General features: G+C 67.0%; 23 protein-coding genes. 13 read left to right on the plus strand and 10 right to left on the minus strand.

Translation table 11 applies throughout. The features are described from left to right. Positions 1-24: 24 nt before the first annotated feature. From coaD to mutM, 5 genes are all read left to right on the plus strand, one after another. A complete protein-coding gene (coaD, locus tag P0Y60_09755) occupies positions 25-522 on the plus strand; it encodes a pantetheine-phosphate adenylyltransferase (protein ID WEK59664.1) in 498 nt (165 codons plus the stop codon). A 145-nt stretch (positions 523-667) separates the two neighbouring features. Beyond that, positions 668-1,162, plus strand: a complete 495-nt coding sequence (locus P0Y60_09760; protein WEK62889.1) for a DUF177 domain-containing protein — start codon at positions 668-670, stop codon at positions 1,160-1,162. Between the two features lie 2 nt (positions 1,163-1,164). Then, complete coding sequence (rpmF, locus tag P0Y60_09765; protein WEK59665.1) at positions 1,165-1,374, plus strand: 50S ribosomal protein L32; 210 nt, start codon at positions 1,165-1,167, stop codon at positions 1,372-1,374. Positions 1,375-1,412: 38 nt separating this feature from the next. After that, positions 1,413-2,084 carry a ribonuclease III gene (gene rnc, locus P0Y60_09770; GenBank protein ID WEK62890.1) on the plus strand — a complete coding sequence of 224 codons (672 nt, stop codon included), beginning with the start codon at positions 1,413-1,415 and terminating at the stop codon, positions 2,082-2,084. Continuing rightward, on the plus strand, positions 2,077-2,943 hold the full coding sequence (mutM, locus tag P0Y60_09775; protein ID WEK59666.1) for a bifunctional DNA-formamidopyrimidine glycosylase/DNA-(apurinic or apyrimidinic site) lyase: 867 nt from the start codon (positions 2,077-2,079) through the stop codon (positions 2,941-2,943). Before rnc ends, mutM begins: the two co-directional genes overlap by 8 nt. On the opposite strand, the gene P0Y60_09780 is transcribed toward mutM, so the two are convergent. The 5 genes from P0Y60_09780 to P0Y60_09800 all read right to left on the minus strand — a co-directional run bounded on the left by P0Y60_09780 (position 2,933) and on the right by P0Y60_09800 (position 7,506). After that, a complete protein-coding gene (locus P0Y60_09780) occupies positions 2,933-4,252 on the minus strand; it encodes a permease (protein ID WEK59667.1) in 1,320 nt (439 codons plus the stop codon). The two genes, mutM and P0Y60_09780, sit on opposite strands and share 11 nt — an antisense overlap. Continuing rightward, positions 4,249-4,944 carry an ABC transporter ATP-binding protein gene (locus P0Y60_09785; GenBank protein ID WEK59668.1) on the minus strand — a complete coding sequence of 232 codons (696 nt, stop codon included), beginning with the start codon at positions 4,942-4,944 and terminating at the stop codon, positions 4,249-4,251. The genes P0Y60_09780 and P0Y60_09785 overlap by 4 nt, the downstream gene beginning before the upstream one ends. A 101-nt stretch (positions 4,945-5,045) precedes the next feature. Further along, positions 5,046-6,125 (minus strand): GNAT family N-acetyltransferase, encoded by a 1,080-nt coding sequence (locus P0Y60_09790; GenBank protein ID WEK59669.1) that lies wholly within the window; start codon positions 6,123-6,125, stop codon positions 5,046-5,048. Then, a complete protein-coding gene (locus P0Y60_09795) occupies positions 6,122-7,210 on the minus strand; it encodes a GNAT family N-acetyltransferase (GenBank protein ID WEK59670.1) in 1,089 nt (362 codons plus the stop codon). Before P0Y60_09795 ends, P0Y60_09790 begins: the two co-directional genes overlap by 4 nt. 14 nt (positions 7,211-7,224) lie before the next feature. After that, positions 7,225-7,506, minus strand: a complete 282-nt coding sequence (locus tag P0Y60_09800) for a hypothetical protein (protein WEK59671.1) — start codon at positions 7,504-7,506, stop codon at positions 7,225-7,227. 526 nt (positions 7,507-8,032) lie between these two features. Here P0Y60_09800 and smc point away from each other — a divergent pair. From smc to P0Y60_09815, 3 genes are read left to right on the plus strand one after another with little or no spacing between them, the layout of a single operon-like run. Further along, complete coding sequence (smc, locus tag P0Y60_09805) at positions 8,033-11,578, plus strand: chromosome segregation protein SMC (GenBank protein ID WEK59672.1); 3,546 nt, start codon at positions 8,033-8,035, stop codon at positions 11,576-11,578. A 47-nt stretch (positions 11,579-11,625) separates the two neighbouring features. Continuing rightward, on the plus strand, positions 11,626-12,498 hold the full coding sequence (gene ftsY, locus P0Y60_09810; protein ID WEK59673.1) for a signal recognition particle-docking protein FtsY: 873 nt from the start codon (positions 11,626-11,628) through the stop codon (positions 12,496-12,498). 44 nt (positions 12,499-12,542) lie between these two features. Then, the gene (locus P0Y60_09815) at positions 12,543-13,043 is read left to right on the plus strand and encodes a DUF2004 domain-containing protein (GenBank protein ID WEK59674.1); all 501 of its coding nucleotides are present in this window, start codon (positions 12,543-12,545) and stop codon (positions 13,041-13,043) included. Between the two features lie 9 nt (positions 13,044-13,052). Here P0Y60_09815 and lipA read toward each other — a convergent pair whose 3' ends face one another. Continuing rightward, positions 13,053-14,042, minus strand: a complete 990-nt coding sequence (lipA, locus tag P0Y60_09820) for a lipoyl synthase (GenBank protein ID WEK59675.1) — start codon at positions 14,040-14,042, stop codon at positions 13,053-13,055. Further along, entirely contained in the window at positions 14,039-14,677 is a 639-nt protein-coding gene (gene lipB, locus P0Y60_09825) for a lipoyl(octanoyl) transferase LipB (GenBank protein ID WEK59676.1), read from the minus strand. The genes lipA and lipB overlap by 4 nt, the downstream gene beginning before the upstream one ends. Before the next feature lie 97 nt (positions 14,678-14,774). Here lipB and P0Y60_09830 point away from each other — a divergent pair, with 97 nt between their 5' ends. The 4 genes from P0Y60_09830 to ffh all read left to right on the plus strand — a co-directional run bounded on the left by P0Y60_09830 (position 14,775) and on the right by ffh (position 18,114). Next, positions 14,775-15,362, plus strand: a complete 588-nt coding sequence (locus tag P0Y60_09830) for a TetR/AcrR family transcriptional regulator (protein WEK59677.1) — start codon at positions 14,775-14,777, stop codon at positions 15,360-15,362. A gap of 70 nt (positions 15,363-15,432) precedes the next feature. Further along, on the plus strand, positions 15,433-16,047 hold the full coding sequence (locus tag P0Y60_09835; GenBank protein WEK59678.1) for a hypothetical protein: 615 nt from the start codon (positions 15,433-15,435) through the stop codon (positions 16,045-16,047). Then, positions 16,044-16,544, plus strand: a complete 501-nt coding sequence (locus P0Y60_09840; GenBank protein ID WEK59679.1) for a sigma-70 family RNA polymerase sigma factor — start codon at positions 16,044-16,046, stop codon at positions 16,542-16,544. The genes P0Y60_09835 and P0Y60_09840 overlap by 4 nt, the downstream gene beginning before the upstream one ends. Before the next feature lie 13 nt (positions 16,545-16,557). Further along, complete coding sequence (gene ffh / locus P0Y60_09845) at positions 16,558-18,114, plus strand: signal recognition particle protein (GenBank protein WEK59680.1); 1,557 nt, start codon at positions 16,558-16,560, stop codon at positions 18,112-18,114. 7 nt (positions 18,115-18,121) lie between these two features. Here ffh and P0Y60_09850 read toward each other — a convergent pair whose 3' ends face one another. Continuing rightward, entirely contained in the window at positions 18,122-19,042 is a 921-nt protein-coding gene (locus tag P0Y60_09850; GenBank protein ID WEK59681.1) for an EamA family transporter, read from the minus strand. 78 nt (positions 19,043-19,120) lie between these two features. Between P0Y60_09850 and P0Y60_09855 the strand changes: the two genes are divergently transcribed. Next, on the plus strand, positions 19,121-19,999 hold the full coding sequence (locus P0Y60_09855; GenBank protein ID WEK59682.1) for a LysR family transcriptional regulator: 879 nt from the start codon (positions 19,121-19,123) through the stop codon (positions 19,997-19,999). 72 nt (positions 20,000-20,071) lie between these two features. On the opposite strand, the gene glpK is transcribed toward P0Y60_09855, so the two are convergent. After that, positions 20,072-21,586: a glycerol kinase GlpK gene (gene glpK, locus P0Y60_09860; GenBank protein WEK59683.1), complete on the minus strand. Its 1,515-nt coding sequence runs from the start codon at positions 21,584-21,586 to the stop codon at positions 20,072-20,074. A gap of 28 nt (positions 21,587-21,614) precedes the next feature. After that, positions 21,615-22,367, minus strand: coding sequence for an aquaporin family protein (locus P0Y60_09865; GenBank protein ID WEK59684.1), 753 nt, complete (start codon positions 22,365-22,367; stop codon positions 21,615-21,617). Positions 22,368-22,390 lie beyond the last annotated feature (23 nt).

Below are 22,390 nucleotides of genomic sequence, written 5' to 3' on the forward strand. Positions count from 1 at the left end.
CCGACGTGCCCTAGGCTGGATCGCATGAGCAGCCGGATCGCCGTCGTCCCGGGTTCCTTCGATCCGCCGACCCTGGGTCATCTCGACGTGATCCGTCGGGCCGCCGGGCTTTACGACGAACTCCATGTGCTGATCGTGCACAACCCCGGCAAGGAGGCGATGCTTCCGATCGCGCAGCGGCTGGCTCTCCTCGAGCAGTCGATCGCCGAAGACGGCATGGCCGGCAACATCGTGATCGGCTCCTGGAGCATGGGCCTCCTGGTCGACTACGCCCGCGACGTCAACGCCGGCGTTCTCGTGAAAGGCATCCGGTCGCAGATCGACGTCGCGTACGAGTCGCCCATGGCGATCGTGAACCGACACCTCGCCGACATCGAGACGGTGTTCCTGCTGCCCGATCCCTCGCACGCGATGGTGTCGAGCTCGCTCGTGCGACAGGTCTCCTCGCTCGGTGGAGATGTCTCGCCGTTCGTTCCGCCTGCCGTCGCATCGTTCCTCGACACGGGCGCCCGCGGCCTCTGACCTACGAGCGTCTCGACCACGCTCACCGTCAGCCGGCGCCACCCAGGACCGTCTCGGGCTGAACCGGTAGCATTATCGGGTGCGATCTCGACTGAACGGCCCCTTCGTCCTCCCCGCCCGAGACATCGTTCGACGTCCCGGTGAGATGCGCGAGCATGACTTCACGGTCACCCTTGCGGAACAATGGGGCGAGGGCATCGTCTCCTTCGAATCGGGCTCCGAGATCGATCTCGATGTGCGTCTGGAGTCCGTCCACGAGGGCATCCTGGTGACCGGATCGGCCGAAGGTGAGTACGTCGGCGTCTGCGGAAGATGTCTGATCGACATCGTCCGGCCCGTCGAAGTCGAGTTCCAGGAGCTTTTCGCGTATCCTGGTGAGGAAGAAACTGACTTCGAGGTTCAAGACGACCACGTGGATCTTGAAACTCTCGTCAGGGAAGCGGCCGTATTGTCGCTTCCATTTCAACCGGTGTGCCAGCCGGATTGCCCGGGTCTCGACCCGAAAACGGGTGAACGACTGGCCGAGAGCACCGAAACGGAGCAGGCCGCTCCCATCGATCCTCGATGGAGCGCGCTCCAGCAGATCACAGACCAAGACGGCAAGGCATCACGTCGCGCCGCCGAGAAAGAAGAGAGCTAGTCATGGCTGGTAACCCCCCGAAGCGCAAGGTATCCCGTTCGAACACCCGCTCGCGCCGCGCGCAGTGGAAGGCGGCGCCCATCGCGCTCGTCAAGACCGTCGAGAACGGTCAGGTCGTCTACAGCCGTCCCCACCAGGCGAAGGTCGTCACGGACTCGCAGGGCACTGAGCTCTTCCTCGAGTACAAGGGCCGCAAGGTCGCTGACGTCTGAGTCACGAAACTCAGACCGTGACGGAGGTCCCCGGGGGGATCAGGCCTCTCCCAGCTAAGCTCCGCGTCGATATCGACGCGGAGCTTCTGGAGTTGGCCCTCACCCACCGCTCGTACGCGTATGAGCACGGTGGCATCCCGCACAACGAGCGTCTGGAGTTCCTCGGAGACTCCGTGTTGGGGCAGGCCGTCACGGTGATGCTGTTCACGACCCATCCCGGACTCGATGAGGGAGAGCTGGCGAAGCGCCGCGCGAGCGTCGTCTCGACCGTCGCCCTCGCCGAGGTTGCCCGCGGGATCGGCCTCGGAAGCCACCTGCTCCTGGGGCGCGGCGAGGAGCAGACCGGGGGACGGGACAAAGATTCGATCCTGGCCGACACCATGGAGGCCGTGATCGGTGCGACGTACCTGTCGGCCGGTCCGGACGCCGCCACGGAACTCGTCCTGCGTCTGACGCAGCCTCTGCTCGCCGACCCCGAGCGCTACGGCGCGGCGATGGATCCGAAGACGAGCCTCCAGGAACTGGCTGCCCGGGTGGGGGCGACGCCCCCGCAGTATTCGATCGAAGCGAGCGGTCCGGATCACGATCGCCGTTTCCTCGCGACCGTCACCGTGGGCGATGTGAGCATGACGGGCAAGGGCAGCAGCAAGAAGACGGCAGAGATGGCCGCCGCTCTCAGCGCCTGGCGCACGCTCAACGAGCGTGCCTGAACTCCCCGAGGTCGAGGTCGTACGAGCGGGTCTCGCCCCGGCGGCCATCGGCTCCCTCATCACCGCGGTCAGTGTGATCGACGAGCGCGCGCTCACCCGCCACGCGGCGGGTGCCGCCGACTTCGTGGCCCGTCTGGAAGGGCGCACGTTCACCGGCGCTGCGCGCCGGGGGAAGTTCCTGTGGCTTCCGCTCGATGCGGAGTCCACCGCACTCATCGCCCATCTCGGGATGAGCGGTCAGATGCTGCTCAGGGCTCCCGATGCATCGGCGGAACGGCACGAGCGCGTGCGCATCCACCTCGAGCACCCGGTGCACGGTGAACTCGCCATCGTCTTCGCGGATCAGCGCACGTTCGGTTCGCTCGCGGTCGATTCTCTCGTCGCCGACGGTGCCTCGCAGATTCCGTCCCAAGTCGTCCACATCGCCAAGGATCCGCTCGACGGGGCGTTCGACGACGCTCGGTTCCGCGCCGATGTGGCGCGCCGGGCGAGCGCGGTCAAACGTGTGCTGCTCGATCAGGGCGTCGTGAGCGGGATCGGCAACATCTATGCGGACGAGTCGCTGTGGGCAGCCCGCATCCACCCGGAGACGCCGGCGAACCGGTTGTCGACCGTGGCGGTGCGCCGCCTCCTCAGCGAGGTGCGGGCAGTGCTGCTCAAGGCTCTTGCCGAGGGTGGCACCAGCTTCGATGCGCAGTACGTCAACGTGAACGGCCAGGCAGGGTACTTCGCGCACTCCCTCAACGCCTACGGGCAGCAGGGCAAGCCATGCGCGCGATGCGGAACCCCGATCGTGCGTGAGCGTTTCATGAACCGCGGCTCTCACTACTGCCCGCGGTGTCAGCGACTCACGCGCTGACGAAGGCTCGTGCGAGGAGGGGCCGCGTGGCCCTCGTGCTCGCCCAGACCACGCCGATGCCCGTCGCGACGACGGCCGCGATCGTGAGGATCGATATCGGAGCGGTCATCACGGCGAGTCCGAGGAGCGGGAACACGAGGACGCCGGCACAGAGCGCCGACCCGATCGCGGTGAGCAGCAGCGGAGACATGATCGCGCGGCGTCGTGCGCGGTCCACGGTCTCCCAGGGCACACCGAGATGGTGCAGGCTCCGGTGCAGTTCGCGCTGGTCGAGCACGGCGGATGCCTGGTTCACCCCGACGGATGCCGCCACCATCAGGAACGTGCCGATCAGAGTGATGATCAATCCCGTTCGCATGTCGACGGCGAGGCTGACGTCAGCGCTCGACCCGCCGCCGTCCATCAGGCTCAACAGGGAGACGCCGGTGCCCGCGAAGACCGCCATGAAGCTGGCCATGGCGATACCACCGACCTGACGCCAGGCCGCCTGTGGAGAGTCGAGCACGATGCGTGCCGCGAGTAACTGTTCTGGGCGATCCGCGCGACCGAGCTGCCGCGTCGCTGCGACCTTGAGCACCCACGGTCCGATGAGGTTGAGCACTCCGAGAGCGGCCGCGAAGAGGCCTGCGAGCACGACGATCGTGGTGATCAATCCGCCGCCCGAGGGGAAGACCTGGATCAGCACGTAGGCGAGAGCGATGATGCTCACGCCGATCACGGCTCGGATCCAATGGACGGTCGTGGCGGCGGCACGCATCCTGACTCCGAGCGGTGAGATGATCACCCGTCGGAGCCCGACGACCGCACTGGACGCGGCGACGAGCAGCACGCCCGCGCAGACGCCGATGATGTGGGCCGGCGCGAGCAGGACCCCGGCCATGCCCAGGGCCTCACCGCGGAACGGGATCAGCCCGATGAGCGGGGTGAGGCACAGGTAGGTCGTCACGCCGACGAGGGTGCCAGCGCCCGCCACGAGAACCGATTCGGAGACCGTCAGGCCAGCGACGCCTCTGGGGGAGACGCCGAGGAGTCGAAGCGTGGAGAGCCGTTCATCGCGGCGGCGAGCAGAGAGTCGTGCCGCCGCACCCCCGAGCGAGACCAGGGGGATCACGAGCAGGACGAGCGCGATCGCCGCCAGCGCCTGATACATCCCTGCCGAACCGTCCGTCCACCGCCAGAAGGACTGTGCACCACCGATCACCGTGAGGACCAGCGCGGTGACGACGCCGAATGCGACGATCGGAAGGGCGAGCAGACCGCGCTGCCCCGGCGCCGGTCGCAGCAGAAGAGCGAGGACGTGTCGGTTCACGCGTTCACCGCCGCGGTGCTGATCCGGCCGTCGCGCACGGCGATCGTGCGGGTGCACCGGGCAGCGACATCGGCGTCATGGGTGACGACGATCAGCGTGCGCCCCTGGCCGGTCGTCGACCAGAGGAGGGCGTCCATCACCTCCGTCGAGGTGCGAGAGTCGAGGGCGCCGGTCGGCTCATCGGCGAAGACGACCTCCGCGCCGGTGACCTGTGCCCGGGCGATCGCCGTGCGTTGTGCCTGTCCGCCCGAGAGCTCTCCGATCCGACGGTCCTCCATGCCGGCGAGGCCGAGCGCCGCCAGCCATGCTGCGGCGTGTTCGACAGCGGCCTTCTTCGCAACGCCGTTGATCATGGAGGCGAGGGCGACGTTCTCCACCGCGGTGAGCTCGGGGATCAGCAGTCCCTGCTGGAATACGAATCCGAATCGCTCGCGCCGCAGTCGCGACCGAGCGGCCTCGCCGAGCGCGGTGACATCGGTGCTCGCCCCGTCGGCGGCGTGGAGCACGACGCTGCCGGTGTCCGGCGTGGTGATACCCGCCAGCACATGCAGGAGCGTGGTCTTCCCGGAGCCGGATGCTCCCATGATCGCCACGGATTCGCCCCGATGTATCGTGACGTCCACCCCGGTGAGGGCGCGCGTCGCGCCGAAGGACTTGGTGAGAGCGTGAGCAGAGACGGCAGGACTGTTCATCCTTCGAGCCTCGCGCGCAGCGGTAGTGCTCGGCGTCGGCCCGGCGGATGACCGTGCGGGTCCGCACTCATCCCGGAGGATGAGTTCGGACCCGCCGATCCTCAGAGCTTCTTCTGCCAGGCGCCCGCATATGACACCGGAATGAACCCGAGGGCTTCATTGATGTCGAGCATCGGACGGTTCTCTTCCGCGTTGAACGTCGAGACCCGTGCCGAGTGCGGGGCGAGATCGCGCCAACGCAGCAGGTTATGACACTTCACGATCGTCCCGAGGCGGTGTCCACGGTGCTCGGTGGCCACCAGAGTGCCGTACTGGTGGGTCATCCCTGCTCGATCGGCACCGATCAGCAGCTCGTTGTACGCGACGATCTCACCGCTGGGAACGTGCTCGACTGCGGTCACGCCGACGAGCTGTCCGGCACTCGTCATCCGCAGGTCTCTTCGCGCCACACGCTCCGCATCCCAACGCTCGGCATCGAATTCCATGTCGCCGCTCGGCGCGTCGGTGACGAGGCGCGCGAGCACCCCGGCGTACCCCTCGCGATACTCTGCGGGCGTCGGCAGCTCCCAGTCGAGCACCCGATAATTAGGCCCTGCGTGCCTCACGGCGCCGGCGAGGGCGCTCTCCAGCACCGCGGTGTCGGTGCGCAGGTCCAACTCGCTGTTGCGCTCCACCTGCTCCAGACCGTAGCCGTGTGCGATCAGCAGGTTCGACAGTGCTGTGGGCGGAATCCGTCCCCATCCCGTCTTCGGGCTGAGCCCGTCAGCGGATGCCGATGGGCGATGGAGAGTCCAGGTCTGAATGATGTCGCGACCGCGCTCACGTGCGTCCTCTTCGGCGCGCAACAGCAACGATTCGGAGACGCCGTCGTGTGCGTACTCGGCGGGCACCAGGAGATCGAACTCTGCGGCGCGTGCACCGGGATCCTGCGCATAGGAGATCGAGACCATGCCGACGATGTCTCGCCCCCGGCGGGCGACGAAGCCGATGTTGAGTGAATCCGTGTCGTCCTGCCAGGATGCAAGCATCTGTGCGGCGGTCGGCGCGAGATCGGGAAGACCGACCTCTTCGTCGCAGACCTGGCGGTTGAGGTCTCCGAACGCGATGAAGTCGAATGCGTCCCCGTCATCGAGAGAAGCGGGCACGATGAGCGGGCTGATCGTGAGATCGACGGTGGTCATGTCAGTTCCTTCTTCCAGGCGCCTTCGTAAGCGATGGCGGTGAAGCCGATGTCCTCATTGATGGAGAGCATCGGCCTGTTCTCTTCGGCGTTGTAGGTGATCACCTGACTCGACGCGGGCCTGAGGTCGCGCCACAGGCGGAGGGCTTCGCTCTTGACGAGCATTCCCAGTCGATGTCCACGATGGGTCCGCAACACGAGAGTGTCGTGCTGGTGAGTGGTTCCTGCGGGATCAGATCCGATACCGAGCTCTGTGAAGGCGCTCAACTCTCCGGTCTCCACATGCTGCGCGGCCACGACCAAGAGGGTCTGTCCCATGCGTTGGACCCTCTGCTCCATCTCGATCACCCGCTGCGCGTCCCACTTCTCCTCATCGGCCTCGAGCGTGGCCGACGGCGCATCCGTCGACATTCGCGACTTGAGCCAGGCGAAGCCTTCGATGAGATGCGGGGGAGTGGGCAGCATCCAGTGCACGAGGTGGTAGCCCGAGGCGGCTTCCTGCGCACGGGCGAGGAGCTCGTCGACGTGTGCACCAGTCTGTTCAGAGAGTGTGAGTCGGCTCACGCGGTACACCTGTTCGAGGGAGAACCCCTTCGCCTGGAGGAAGCGGGCCACGTGGTCCTGAGGCACGCTGCCGAAGCCCGTGGGAGCCTCGATGCGTGGACCGGTGCTCGCCTGCTGTTCGGTCCAGTTCTGGATCACGGTCCTTCCATGCGACCGGGCGGCGGCCTCGACATGAGGCAGAACGGCGGAGCCGATTCCTCGTCCCCACACGCGCGGCAGGAGCTCGATCGTGGCGATCGCGACGCGCGAACCCTCGTCGTGGGGGATATCGACGACCACGCGGCCGACCATCTCGGTTCCGATGCGTACAGCCCAGACAAGAGTCGTGCGGTCGCGTCGCGACTGCAGAAGGGGCAGCAGTTCGGACGGCGTGCGGTCCTGCTCATCGCGTCCGGTGAGCTCGCGATAGACGAGGTTGCGGACATCGGCGAGTTCACGGAACGCCGAGGCGTCCGCCGCATCCGCTCGTGCAGGGAGCACGAGCGGATGCAGCGTCGCCTCGTCGGTGAGGAGGATGGACATCGGGGTTCTCCTGGTCATCGCAGCTGACGCTGCATGTCGAAGGTGGCCAGAGCCATCGAGTCACGCGGGGTGAGCTCCCACTCGCGCAGCGATCCGGCGTACGCGGGCGCCCGCTTCTTGCGACGGGTGCCACGTCGTGGACGCTGTGCGCGTTCCAGCAGCCAGAGGCCGAGGCGGAACGAGACGCGGTCGGCGACCGAGAGTTGCCGGAGTGCGGAGGGAGTGGGGAGCTGGAGGACCTGTTGGTCCTCGGTATCGGGCGGGTGGGTGGTGCTGTGAGACAGCGTCGTGTTCACGATGATTCCTTCGTAGAAGATGGTGAGGAAGTCGATCAGTCGACACGGAGCAGAGCCGTGTCGACGACGTGGATGGTCGCGGAGAGCGGACGATCCTGTGGAGTCCGCACAGTGCGCAGATGCGCCGGCGGAGCGGGTCGCGTGATCCGGGGATCACGCGACCGGGCACGCAGGAACCGGTCGGATCACCAGACGGATAGGTCGATGATCCTGAACAGCGGCTCTAGGAGTGTGCGCGGGGGCGGATGCCGAAGGCTACCGAGTGCGCAAGGCGCGGCGCAAAGAATGCGTGCGCAGCGAGGCCTGAGGCCTGTGCGTTCAACTGAGTGATCATCGGTAGCTCCTTTCTTCTGGCGATCCGGTGGCCAACCGTAGCGAACAGCGGGGATGCGCGTCAAGCATCGCGACCGGGAGACGGCGTGTCGCGATGGCGTCATGTTCGGCGTCCGCCCGCGCGGGATGACGGTTGTTCGCCGGAATTCCGGTAGCGTTTGGGCGTGATTCTCCCCGCACGAGTGGTGTCCGCATGCACCTGAAGAGCCTGACGCTCAAAGGCTTCAAGTCCTTCGCGCAACCGACGAGCTTCGTCTTCGAACCCGGCGTGACCTGCATCGTCGGACCGAACGGCTCCGGCAAGTCGAACGTCGTCGACGGCCTGGCCTGGGTGATGGGCGAGCAGGGCGCGAAGACCTTGCGTGGCGGAAAGATGGAGGACGTCATCTTCGCCGGGACCTCGACCCGGGGTCCACTCGGGCGGGCCGAAGTCCAGCTGACGATCGACAACAGCGACGGGGCGTTGCCGATCGAGTTCGCCGAGGTGACGATCAGCCGCACGCTCTTCCGCAACGGATCGAGCGAGTACGCGATCAACGGCGACAACTGTCGACTGTTGGACGTGCAGGAGCTCCTGAGCGACTCCGGACTCGGTCGTGAGATGCATGTGATCGTCGGACAGGGGCGTCTCGACACCGTGCTGCAGGCGTCGCCGGAGGATCGGCGCGGCTTCATCGAAGAAGCCGCCGGGATCCTCAAGCACCGCCGCCGCAAGGAGAAGACCCTTCGCAAACTCGATGCGATGGAGACCAACCTCACCCGCCTGAGCGACCTCGCCGGCGAGATCCGTCGCCAGCTCAAACCTCTCGGACGGCAGGCGGAGATCGCGCGCGAGGCCCAGACCATCGCCGCGGTGGTGCGCGATGCCAAGGCTCGTATCTTCGCCGACGACGTGGTCGCATTGCGCACCGCGCTGGCCGACCACACGCGCACGGAGCATGAGCGGCACACCGAGCGTCTCGTCTTGACCGATCAGGCGGAGGGGGTCCGTGCGGGCATCGCCCGCCTGGAGCAGGATCAGAACTCGGTCGCCGTCGACCGAGCGCGCAGCGTGGCGTTCGGGCTGGAACAGGTGCAGGAGCGCATGAGAGGGCTCTACACCCTGGCGAACCAGCGACTGGCGTTGCTCGGCTCGGAAGAGGATGATGCCGCGGTGACGGCGGTCACCGTGACGCAGAGCACGATCGATGAGGCGAAGGACGAGATCACCGAGATCTCCGCCGGGTTGGGCGACGCGCAGGATGCGGCGGTCACCGCGAGTCGCGAGGTCGTGAGCGCCCGCGCAGAGCTCGACACACTCGACGTCGACATCGCAGAGCAGAGCGCCCTCGTCTCGCAGTACGACATGCATCTCAGCGCGCTGCGCGGAACGGCGGATGCGGCGGCCTCCGCTCTCGCGGCGGTCAGAGGCGCCGTGCTCCGTCAGGAGAACGCCTTGGAAGCGGCGAATCTGCGACGCCGAGAGGCGGCAGATGCGCTCGAGGCGATCGATGAGGCGGAGGCCCCCGAGGGGTCGGCGGCGGAGCATGCGGCGGCCTACGAGAGCGCGCAACGCGCGGCGACGTCGGCCGAGTCGGAGCGCGAGGCTCTGCGTGAACGCCTCCATTCCGCCGAGCGTGAGGTCGATGCGCTCACCGCGAAGGCGGCGGCTCTGAGCAGCGCTCTGGCCCTGTCCGGAGGGGCGGCCGAGATCGTGAAGTCTGCGCTGCCCGGCGTCCGTGGACTCGTCGGAGACGCGGTACAGGTGCGCGCAGGATTCGAAGCGGCCGTCGCGGCCGTGCTCGGTCCGCTGGCCGAAGGTGTGCTCGTGGATTCGTCGGCCGCCGCGTTCGTGCTCGCCCGCGAGGCAGCAGACGCGCGCAGGGGAGTCGTCGACTTCGTCGTCGCCGATGCGCGGCGCCCGTCGGTCTCCCTCCCCGATCTCGCCGGAGTGACGCCCGCCGTCGATACGGTGACAGCCCCGGACGGGGTGCTGGGGATCCTGGCGCATGTGCTCATCGCCGATGATCTCGATGCGGCACGCGCGGCTCGTAGCGCGCTCGATGCGGCCGAGGACACCACCACGACGATCGTCACGGTCACCGGCGACGTGGTCACGGCTCAGACCCTGCGCACCGGTGCCGATGGAGAACGTTCGCGCCTGGAGCTGGCGGCCGAGCGCGACGCGGCGACGGAACGACTCTCCGAGATCCAGGTCGTGGTGGATTCCCTGCGCGAGGCGAGGGATGACGCGACCGAAACAGTCGAGACGGCGCGGCGTCACGCGAAGGACTCCTTGCGCTCGCTTCGTGAGCACGACGCGGCACTGGCCACGTATGCCGAGCAGGTCAACCGGATTTCCGTCCAGCACGAAGCCGCCGTGGCGGAGTGCGAGAGGCTGGAGTCCGGCGTCGTACAGGCCCAGGCGGCCGTGGCGGATGCCGAGGCGAAAGCCCAGGCCGCCACAGCCGCGCTCGACGCAGCCGTCTCAGCACCGCGGCCGGTCCTCGATGCGTCGGCGCGGGATGGCCTGCTGGAATCGTTGGAGGCTGCCCGCGAGGGCGAGGTCCGGGCGCGGCTCGAGATCGAGACCTTGCGTGAGCGCGTGCGCGCGGCCCAGGCGCGAGTCACGTCATTGGAGCGCCAGCGGGAACAGGAGCGCGGTGCGGCAGCCGAGGCCGCCCGGCGCGCTGTCATCCGGCGTGCGCAGAGGGAGGCCGCCCAGGAGGTCGCCGAGGAGCTCCCGCGCATCCTCGATTCCCTCGACCGATCGGTGACGGAGGCTCGGCTCTCACTGGCCGAGGCGGAGACGGCGAGGGCCGCGCAGAATCAGGAGCTGACGGCTCTGCGTGCGCAGGAATCGTCTCTTCGTGAGCGGCTCGCGGGTCTGACGGAGAGCGTGCACGGCCTGGAACTGCAGATCCACGAGAAGAAGCTGCACCTGAACAGCCTGCTGGAACGCGTCGCCTCGGAGCTCGCCCTCGACGAAGATATTCTCGTTGCGGAATATGGACCCGACGAGCTCGTGCCCCGTGATCCTGGTTCGGTCGATTCCGGCGAGGACACGGATGATTCCGCCGCGATTCCCTTCGATCGGCGCATCCAGCAGCGCCGGCTCGCCGAGTCGGAGCGCAAGCTCGCGCAGCTCGGGAGGGTCAATCCCCTCGCGCTCGAGGAGTTCGCCGCCCTGGAACAGCGACACGCATTCCTCACCGAGCAGCTCGCCGATCTCACGCAGACGCGTCAGGACCTGCTGACGATCATCGCCGATCTCGACGAGCGCATGCAGACCATCTTCGCGAGCGCCTTCGAAGACACGAAGGAGGCGTTCGGCGAGGTGTTCCCGCTGCTCTTCCCCGGCGGCACCGGGAGCATCTCGCTCACCGATCCCGACAACATGCTCACGACGGGCATCGAAGTCTCCGTGCGCCCCGTCGGCAAGAAGATCGAGCGGCTGTCCCTCCTCTCGGGCGGCGAGCGTTCGCTGGCGGCCGTGGCACTCCTCGTCGCGATCTTCAAGGCCCGACCCAGCCCGTTCTACATCCTCGACGAGGTGGAGGCGGCGCTCGACGATGCGAACCTCGGCCGATTGCTCACCGTGTTCGAGCAGTTGCGGGAGAGCTCGCAGCTGTTGGTCATCACGCATCAGAAGCGCACGATGGAGATCGCTGACGCGCTGTACGGCGTCTCGATGCGACAGGACGGTGTGTCCGCGGTCGTCGGGCAGCGCGTGGGGGATCGGGCGATAGCCGCGAGCTGATGAGCGTGCCGCATCTGCGGACGTCGCTCGACACGTAGGCTGGAGGGATGGCGGAGAAGTCCTGGTCCCTCGGTCGCGCGCTGCGCGGCATGTTCGTCAAGCCCACCATCGACGAGACGACGTGGGAGGACCTCGAGACCGCGCTCATCACGGCGGACTTCGGTCCCGACATCAGTGAGCGCATCGTCGAAGAGCTTCGGGAGAAGGTCGAGCGCTACCGCACGACAGACCCGAAGGATCTTCAGCGGATGCTGCGCGAGACGCTCGAGGAGCACTTCGCCAAGTTCGACACCACGCTGAAACTCACCGAGCGGCCGGCCGTGGTGCTCGTCGTCGGGGTCAACGGCGTCGGGAAGACGACGACGATCGGTAAGTTCACCAAGTTCCTGCGCGGATTCCAGCGCAGTGTCGTGGTCGGAGCGGCCGACACCTTCCGCGCCGCGGCTGTCGATCAGCTGGCGACGTGGGCGCAGCGGGGCGGCGCGGCGATCGTCCGACCGCAGCAGGAAGGCCAGGACCCGGCATCCGTCGCCTTCCAGACCGTCGAGTATGCGAAGCGCGAAGGCATCGAGATCGCGATCATCGACACCGCGGGACGGCTGCACACCAAGGGTGGTCTGATGGACGAGCTCTCCAAGGTTCGGCGCGTGGTCGAGAAGCAGGCGCCGATCAGTGAGGTGTTGCTCGTGCTCGACGCCACCACAGGGCAGAACGGCGTTCTGCAGGCGGAGGCCTTCCTGGAGCATGCCGGAGTGACCGGACTCGTTCTCACGAAGCTCGACGGATCGGCCAAGGGCGGCTTCGTGCTCGCGGTCCAGGAGCGCACCGGCATCCCCGTGAAACTCCTCGGGCAAGGCGAAGGCATCGACGATCTGACCGGATTCACCCCGCACGTGTTCGTCCAATCGCTGGTCGGATGACGACGGGACTACCGCACCGAGCACGAGGCTGGTTTCATAGCGTTATGGCGATCGAACATGACTACTTCGGACTCCTGTCCTCAGGGCCCGACGGCTCGATCTTCTGGTCGGAGACCGTCGAGCTCGGCGACCAGAACGTCACCGTCGATCTGACCGCGCCCGACCAGGACGACGTGTCGTCCGACGCGCTCGACATCGCCGCTTCGCTGATCTCCGGTCTCGAGGGCGTCGATGACACCGCGCGCCGCGGAATGCTGGCGGAGGTCGATGACCGCACGAGCGAGGTGACCGAGTACATCCTGCAACAGCAGGAGGCCTACGGCGAGGAGCTCGCGGAGATCCTGGTCGACGTCTCGGGCGATGCCGCCGTCGACATCATCCGTTCCCTGCGTCTGATGAGCATGACGATCCTGGCGGACGAGCACGGCGGCTCCGAGCCGTTCGCGGTGCTCGAATACGCGCTCGATGCTGATTCGACCGACGACGTCCTGCTGGTCAACCTCGGTTCCGACGGCACCGTGCAGTCCGTGATGAGCGCCGACTGACGCTCATCGTCACACGGCCTGCGCGAAGCCGAGGTCTGCGCTCTCGGCGATGTGGGCGAGGTGGGGAGGAATCTCCCGGCCCTTCGAGATCATCGACTGCGCCCATAGGCGGCCGGCCCGGTACGACGACCGCACGAGCGGCCCGGCCAGCACTCCGAGGAAGCCGATCCGCTCGGCCTCTTCCTTGAACTCGACGAACTCGGCGGGCTTCACCCATCGCGAGACCGGGAGGTGACGCGGCGACGGCCTCAGGTACTGGGTGATGGTGATGATGTCGCACCCGGCGTCGTGGAGGTCGTGCAGAGCTTGGACGACCTCTTCGGGTTCCTCGCCCATGCCGAGGATCAGGTTGGACTTCGTGATGAGGCCGGCATTGTGCCCCTGCGTGAGCACGTCGAGAGATCGTTCGTAGCGGAAGGCCGGTCTGATGCGCTTGAAGATGCGCGGAACGGTCTCGACATTGTGGGCGAAGACCTCCGGGCGGGCATCGAAGATCTGTCCCAGGAACGCCGGGTCCGCGTTGTGCTCGTTCGCGAGCAGCTCCACCCCGGTGTTCGGATTCAGCTCATGGATCTTCCGCACGGTCTCGGCGTTCAGCCAGGCTCCGGTGTCCGGGAGGTCATCGCGGGCGACGCTGGTGACGGTCGCGTACCGCAGATTCATGCGCACGACGCTCTCCGCGACACGTCGCGGCTCATCCGTGTCGTAGGCGTCGGGCTTTCCGGTGTCGATCTGGCAGAAGTCACAGCGCCGCGTGCATTGTGAGCCACCGATGAGGAACGTGGCCTCGCGGTCCTCCCAGCACTCGAAGATGTTCGGGCAGCCGGCCTCCTGGCACACCGTGTGCAGGTCCTCGCTCTTCACGAGGGAGTGGAGAGCGGTGTACTCCGGCCCCATCTTCGCCTTCGTCTTGATCCATTCCGGCTTGCGCTCGATCGGCGTCTCGGCGTTGCGGATCTCCAGTCGGAGGAGCTTGCGTCCTTCGGGTGCGGCGGTCATGCGTGAACTCCTGCGTATTCGGTGGTGAATGCTGCGCTGACGCTGTCGACGATGTCGGCGGGGGAGATGCGCGCACCGGCGACCTCGCTGACGGTGGTGACTCCCGCATCCGTGATGCCGCAGGGGATGATGCCGCGGAAGCCGGAGAGGCTGTTGTCGCAGTTGACGGCGAATCCGTGCATCGTGACGCCCTGCTGTACTCGCACGCCGATGGCCGCGACCTTGTCCTCCGACAGGGGGCGACGAACCCAGACCCCGCTGCGGCCTTCCACCTGGTAGCCATCGACTCCGTATGGCCGCAGCACGTCGATGAGCAGCCGCTCCAGTCGGCGAACGTGGGCCACGACGTCCATCGGCTCGGGAAGGCGGACGATCGGATATCCGACGAGCTGTCCCGGCCCGTGCCAGGTGATCTTGCCCCCGCGATCGACGTCGATGACGGGGGTGCCGTCCGTCGGTCTCTCCTGCGGCTCGGTCCGTTTGCCCGCGGTGTAGACCGCTTCGTGCTCGAGGAGGATCAGCGTGTCCGGCCGCGTGCCGCTCACGACCTCCCCGTGTATCTGTCGCTGCAGGTCCCACCCCTGTGCGTAGGGGATCAGGTGCGGAGCGAGTCCGGGAGTCATGATGTCGAGCATGGGATCTCCGATGGAAGGAGGTAGTTGGATCGCGTCTAACAATACCCCCGCACCACCGATGAGGGTTCACGCCGCGCAACAGCGGTAGCGTGAAGGCATGAGCTCCACTGGTCGCGCGGGACGCCCCAAGGCCTCGTCGCGCGAGACCCTCGCCGAGGCGGCGTGCGAGCTCTTCCTGGAACGCGGATACGACGCCACATCGGTCGCGGACATCACGCAGCGAGCGGGAGTGAGCCGGTCCAGCTTCTTCAACTACTTCACGTCGAAGAGCGATGTGCTGTGGTCCGGCATCGACGAGCGTATCGATGACGCGCTCCGCTCTCTACAGGGTCTCGGTGAGCAGGCGAGCGGAGAGGATGTCCGCACCGCGCTGGTGCGCATCGTGCGAGGCTTCGAGCCCGACCCTCTCGCTCTCGCCCTGCGCAACGCCACGGCGATGGGATTGCAGGACGAACTGGTACGCGACACGGGGCTCCGCCACGCGCGACTGTCGGCCGGCATCTCGAACGCCGCTGTCGCGACGGGGATCGACGTGATCCGTGCCGACATCCTGGGTGCTGCCCACGCGACGGCTGTGCTGTCATCTCTTCGCGTGTGGGCCGAGCGGGGTGCGGGTCGGGGAACACCCGAGGCTGTGTTCCTGGGCGCCGTCGACACGATCCACGATCTGCCGTGGAGCATCTGAGAGTCGGAGGACATCTCGCGCCGGACCGGACAGGTCATGAGTGACGCACCACTCGACGAGAGGGAATCTCATGACCACTGATCCGCTGGATGAACTGCTGAACACCTCGGCGCCTGATCGACGCCGTATCGACGTGGCGGACACGCGAGCGATGATCGCGGCGTCACGGTCGGAGGGGCGACCACCGCGCCGCGGTCGACGCAATGCGCTGGTCGGCGGAGCGCTGGCGCTGTTGCTGGTGGGAGGCGCAGGCATCGCCACTGCCTCCGGGGATTGGGTCTGGGGCTCGGGGCTCGACAACCCCGATCGCGTCTATGCCTACACCTCGCCGACCTGGGGTCAGTGCGAACTGCGGTTCAGCGCCCTCGACACCGGCAATCCGTTCACGAACGCCCGGGTCAATCAGATCGTCGACGAGTGGTTCGCGAACACGGACATCCAGGCCGATGTCGAACGCCTCGTGCCGCGGTACCTCGCCGTGTTCGAGAGTGCTGACGCTGCCGACCCCGCCGCTGCTGACGATCCCCGGCGGGCGGACGTGAACGCCTGGATGGCGCGCGAGCAGGCCGTCGCCGAGCTCCTGCACGAGGAGCTCGCCGCACAGGGATTCGATACCCCGGCGTTGGCGGGCACCGGCTCGCACAGTCAGGTGCACTGCGATTCCGAGGATTGGGGAGGGCGGTGAGTCGCGACGCAGCGCGCCTCACGCGTTCGCTGGAAAGCACCGCGTCGGACTTGCTCGCCTATCTGCACCGCAGAGTCGGAGCGGATGACGCCCCGGATCTGCTGGGAGAGACGATGGTCGTCGCCTGGCGACGCGTGAGCGAGCTCCCGGATGACGAGGTGCGTGCGCGCATGTGGCTGTTCGGGATCGCTCGTGGCACCCTCCAGAACCACGCGCGGGGTGCACGCCGCCGGTGGGCTCTCGCCGACCGCATCCGAGTTCACACCGGCGACGATCTGACGACTCCTGCCGCTGATTCCGGCGCCGAGGTGAGGGACGCGATCTCCCGTCTCTCGCCTGATGATGCGGAAATCGTTCGTCTGGTGCACTGGGACGGCTTCTCTCTCGCCGATGCCGCGTCGATCCTCGGCATCCCGGCATCCACGGTGCGCGGTCGCTATCAGCGGGCGAAAGCGGAGCTTCGCGTCGCGCTGAGCATGGAGGCGCCGCTCGCGTAGAATCGTAAGCACCATGGCTACCTTTGGCACGCTCTCCGATCGGCTCACCGAGACCTTCCGCAACCTGCGCACGAAGGGAAAGCTCACTGCGGCCGACGTCGACGGCACCGTCCGTGAGATCCGACGCGCCCTGCTCGATGCCGACGTGGCGCTGTCCGTCGTGAAGGAGTTCACGGCCAAAGTGCGCGAGCGCGCCCTGGGCGATGAGGTCAGCAAAGCGCTGAACCCCGCACAGCAGGTGGTGCAGATCGTCAACGAGGAACTCGTGCAGATCCTCGGAGGCGAGCAGCGGCGCCTGCAGTTCGCGAAGACGGCGCCGACGGTCATCATGCTCGCCGGACTTCAGGGATCGGGTAAGACGACGTTCGCCGGCAAGCTCGCCAAGCAGCTCGAGGGGGAGGGGCACACACCGCTCCTCGTGGCTGCGGACCTCCAGCGCCCGAACGCCGTGAACCAGCTCCAGGTCGTCGCCGAGCAGGCGGGAGCGAGCGTCTACGCGCCCGAACCTGGCAACGGCGTCGGAGATCCGGTCGCAGTGTCTCGCGATGGGGTCGAGTACGCGCGTCGTCAACAGCACGATGTCGTGATCATCGACACCGCCGGTCGACTCGGTGTCGACGCCGAGCTCATGAAGCAGGCCGCCGACATCCGCAAGGCCGTCGACCCCGACGAGGTGCTCTTCGTCATCGACGCGATGATCGGTCAAGACGCCGTCAACACCGCCAAGGCGTTCCAGGAAGGCGTGGACTTCACCGGAGTCGTCCTGTCCAAGCTCGACGGAGACGCCCGTGGTGGTGCCGCCCTGTCGGTCGCCTCGGTCACCGGGCGCCCGATCATCTTCGCCTCGACCGGTGAGCGACTCGAGGATCTCGAGCCGTTCCACCCTGATCGCATGGCGAGCCGCATCCTCGACCTCGGCGACATCCTCACTCTCATCGAGCAGGCGCAGCAGGCCTTCGATGAGGACGAGGCCATCAAGATGGCCGAGAAGCTCGCCACCGAGCAGTTCACGCTCGAAGACTTCCTCGACCAGCTTCAGCAGATGAAGAAGATGGGCTCGATGAAGAAGATGCTGGGGATGCTCCCCGGCATGGGGCAGATGAAGCAGCAGCTCGACGACTTCGACGAGCGCGAGATCGACCGCACCGAGGCGATCATCCGGTCGATGACGCCGGTCGAACGCCGCAACCCCAAGGTGCTCAACGGCTCACGTCGACTGCGCATCGCACGGGGTTCGGGAATGACCGTGACCGATGTCAACCAGCTCGTCGCGCGATTCGATCAGGCCGCGAAGATGATGAAGACGGTCGCCCGCGGCGGCACTCCGAACATCCCCGGCATGGGACCGGTTCCCGGAATGGGCCGTCCGGGCGCCTCCTCCAAGCGGGGAAAGAAGGCGAAGAGCTCCGGTGGCTCACGGTCGGGCAACCCGGCGAAGCGTGCGGCGGAGAACGCGGGAGTCGCGCCTGCGGCCACGCCGACCGGCTCGGGTTTCGGCCTCGGCGGCGGAGCGAAAGCTCCCTCGGAGGCGGAACTCGCCGAGATCCAGAAGCTCTTCGGCAAGGCCTGAGCACTCCTCATACGCGGGCGGTCACCACCGGTGACGCGGCGGACCCGTCTGTTCGTGCGGTGACGTCGCGCTGCGTCGGACGGGCGAAGATCTGTCCGATGATCAGTGCGGCGATCGTGAGCACGAATCCCAGTGCCTGCAGGGAGGTGAATCGCTCACCGGCGATGAGTACGCCCAGGAGAGTCGCGACGATCGGCGAGAGCAGGGCGAGCAGACCGGGAGCGATCACGGGCAGCAGTTGGATGCCTCGGAACCACAGCGTGTAGGCGACGATGCCGCCCGCGGTGCCGAGCCAGATGTAGCCGAGGATCGCCCCGCCGTCGATCGTCGACGGCACACCTTCGGCGAGCAGCGTGATCGGGAGCAGCAGAAGACCGCCGGCTGTGAGCTGCCACCCGGCATAGGCGACGGGTCCCACGCCCACCGGGCGTCCCCATCGTTTGGTGAGGATCATGCCGACTCCGGTTGCCGCGACCCCGCCCAGTGCGGCGAGGATTCCCCATGCATCCAGTTCGGCCGCCGGGCCGACGACCACCATGGCGACCCCACCGGCGCCGACGACGGCAGCGGCTGCCGTCACCGATCGAATCAGCTCGTGCAGCACGAGCGCCCCCAGCGTGAGTACGATGAGCGGCTGAGCGCCGGCGACGGCCGCGGCGACCCCTCCGGGCAGCCGTTCCGCGGCGAGGAACAGAAGCGGGAAGAACGCCCCGATGTTGAGCGCTCCGAGGGCGAAGATCTTGATCCACCAGGACCCGTGGGGGAGCCGGCGACTGATCAGCACCGCGATGATCCCGGCCGGCAGGGAACGGAGAAGGCCGGCGAAAAGAGGATGGCCGGCAGGAAGCAGCTCAGTGGTGACCAGGTAGGTGGTTCCCCAGGCGATCGGCGCGAGTGCGGTCAGCAGCACGATGGTGAGTCGATTCATGTGACCAGCCTGATCCGTCACATGTGATGAGTCCAACGCATGTTTGTCACGATTTGCATGAACTGCAATCATGAATGCATGGAGCTCCAGCAACTGCGCTACGTCGTCGAGGTCGCCGACACCGGGAGTTTCACGCGTGCGGCTGAGCGATGTTTCGTCACCCAATCGGCTCTCAGCCACCAGATCGCCGCCCTCGAGCGCGAACTGGGACAGCGCCTGTTCGTCCGATCGAGCCGCAGCGTGCGCCCGAGTGAGGCGGGCGAGGCGTTCATCGCCCATGCACGCGCCGCGCTCCGTGCGACAGACCAGGCCAGGGAGGCCGTGGCAGAGGCGTCGGGGATCGTCATCGGCACGCTTCGCATCGGAGTGATCCCCACCGTGACGGCCGTCGATCTGCCGGCGTTGCTCGTCATCTACCGCGCTGCTCACCCGGCGACGCGAGTGGAACTGCGCGTGGGCAACAGCGATACTTTGACGTCGGCTCTGCGCCAGGGCGATCTCGATGTCGCGCTGCTCGGGCTCCGAGCCGGCGCCGACCCGGCCGGTGTCTCATCGCGGCTTCTCTCCCGCGAACGGCTGGTGGCGGTCGTGCCCACCGCACACGAGCTGGCCTCGCGCAGCACGATCACCCTCCACGAGATGGAAGGGCTCACCTTCGCCGACTTCCCGGCTGCCACCTCGGGGCGCTCGCAGAGCGACGCAGCGTTCGCGTCAGCAGGGCTGCGGCGTGATGTGGCGTTCGAGGCGGATTCCGCCACGCTCATTCTGGGACTGGTCGCGGCCGGCCTCGCGGTGACGTTGCTCCCTCCCGGCACGGTGCACCGTTCCTCCGCTGATGTCGTGACGGTCGAAGTCGACGACGGACCGGAGCGCGTGGAGTACGTCGCCTGGGACATCGCGGCCCCTCGGGCGGTGGCTCGAGCCTTCCTTGCTGTCATCGATCATGCTCTGGGTTGACGAGCACGGCTCCTGACACGACGAAGCGGGCCCGGAGAAACTCTCCGAACCCGCTCCGTCGATGGTGACCGACTACTTGACGTCGTCGTCGACCCAGTCCATCGACTTCGTCACGGCCTTGCGCCACAGGCGCAGCTGACGGTCGCGCTCGGCATCCTCCATGGAGGGCTCCCAGCGGCGATCCTCCTGCCAGTTGGCGGAGAGGTCGTCGAGCCCGCTCCAGAATCCGACGGCCAGGCCGGCCGCGTATGCGGCTCCCAGTGCCGTGGTCTCGGCGACGACCGGGCGCACGACCGGGACACCCAGCACATCGGCCTGGAACTGCATGAGCGCGTCATTCGCGACCATGCCGCCGTCGACCTTGAGCTCGGTGAGGTCCACACCGGCGTCGGCGTTCACCGCATCGAGCACATCGCGCGTCTGGAATGCCACGGCCTCGAGCGCCGCACGTGCGATGTGGTTCTTGTTGGCGTAGCGGGTGAGGCCGACGATCGCGCCGCGGGCATCCGGGCGCCAGTACGGTGCGAAGAGGCCGGAGAACGCGGGCACGATGTACACGCCGCCGTTGTCCTCGACCTTGTCGGCCAGCTCTTCGACCTCGGGGGCGGAGGAGATGATGCCCAGCTGGTCACGGAGCCACTGGATCAGCGAGCCGGTGACGGCGATGGATCCCTCGAGAGCGTAGTGCGTGGGACCGTCGCCCAGCTTGTACCCGACGGTGGTCAGCAGCCCGTTCTTCGAATGGACGATCTCTTCGCCCGTGTTGAAGATCAGGAAGCAGCCCGTGCCGTACGTGTTCTTGCTCTCACCCTGCTGGAACGCCGCCTGACCGAAGGTCGCCGCCTGCTGGTCGCCGAGGATGCCGGCGATCGGAGTCTCACGGAGCAGGGAGGAGTCCTCCGCAGCGCCGTAGACCTCGGAGGAGGAGCGGATCTCCGGCATCATCGAACGCGGCACGCCGAAGGCCTCGAGGATGTCCTCACGCCACTCGAGCGTCTCGAGGTCCATGAACATCGTGCGCGACGCGTTCGTGACGTCGGTCGCGTGCACGCCGCCGTCCACACCTCCGGTGAGGTTCCACAGCACCCAGCTGTCGGTGGTGCCGAAGATCAGGTCTCCGGCTTCCGCCTTCTCCCGCGCGCCATCGACGTTCTCGAGGATCCACGCGATCTTGGTGCCCGAGAAGTAGGTGGCCAGGGGGAGCCCGACGACCGGCTTGAACCGCTCGACGCCGCCGTCGGCTGCGAGGCGGTCGACGATCTCCTGCGTGCGGGTGTCCTGCCAGACGATGGCGTTGTACGTCGGAGTGCCGGTGGTCTTGTCCCATACCACAGCGGTCTCGCGCTGGTTGGTGATGCCTACCGCGGCGATGTCGTGGCGGGTGAGGTCGGCACGGCTCAATGCGAGACCGATGACCTCCTGGACGTTGCGCCAGATCTCGGCGGCGTCGTGCTCGACCCAGCCGGCCTTGGGTAGGATCTGCTCGTGCTCCTTCTGGCCCGTCGCGATGATGCTCCCCTTCTTGTCGAAGATGATCGCGCGACTGGAGGTCGTTCCCTGGTCGATGGCGAGGATGTAGTCAGCCATGTGTGTTCTCCTTTGAATTCAGGTGGGATCAAGCGAGGTGCAGCAGGACGGGCGCGGCGAGTGCGGCGATCGCACCACCGATGAGCGGTCCGACGACCGGTACCCAGGAGTACGACCAGTCGCTGGCGCCCTTGCCCTTGATCGGGAGGATCGCGTGTGCGATGCGAGGGCCGAGGTCACGGGCGGGGTTGATCGCGTAACCGGTAGGTCCACCGAGCGACGCGCCGATCGCGACAACCAGCAGAGCGACGGGCAGCGCGGTGAGCGGTCCGAGTCCACCGGGCGTTCCGACCTGGATGTCGCCGTAGTCAGCGAAAGCGAGGATCACGAACACCAGGACGAAGGTGCCGATGATCTCCGTGACGAGGTTCCACCCGTAGGAGCGGATCGACGGACCGGTGGAGAAGACGCCGAGCTTGTTGGCGGCCTCCGGCTCCTCGTCGAAATGCTGCTTGTACGCGAGCCAGACCACGACGGCACCGATGATGGCACCGACCAGTTCTGCTGCGGTCGCGACGAGGAACATCGTGAACGTGATCGTGCCGGAGATCAGCAGACCCACGCCGACGGCGGGGTTCAGGATGGCGCCGGAGTAGGCGGACACCAGAACACCGGCGAAGACCGCGAGGCCCCATCCCCAGTTGACCATCAGGAAGCCGCCACCGAAGCCCTTGTTCTTCGCCAGGGCGACGTTGGCGACGACACCGCATCCGAGGAGGACGAGCATCGCCGTACCCACCAGCTCAGACAGGAAGTAGAGACCGAGATTGACATCAGCCATGTCTTCATTGACCTTTCTTGCGT

Source organism: Candidatus Microbacterium colombiense (assembly GCA_029203165.1).
Classification (GTDB): Bacteria; Actinomycetota; Actinomycetes; order Actinomycetales; family Microbacteriaceae; genus Microbacterium; species Microbacterium colombiense.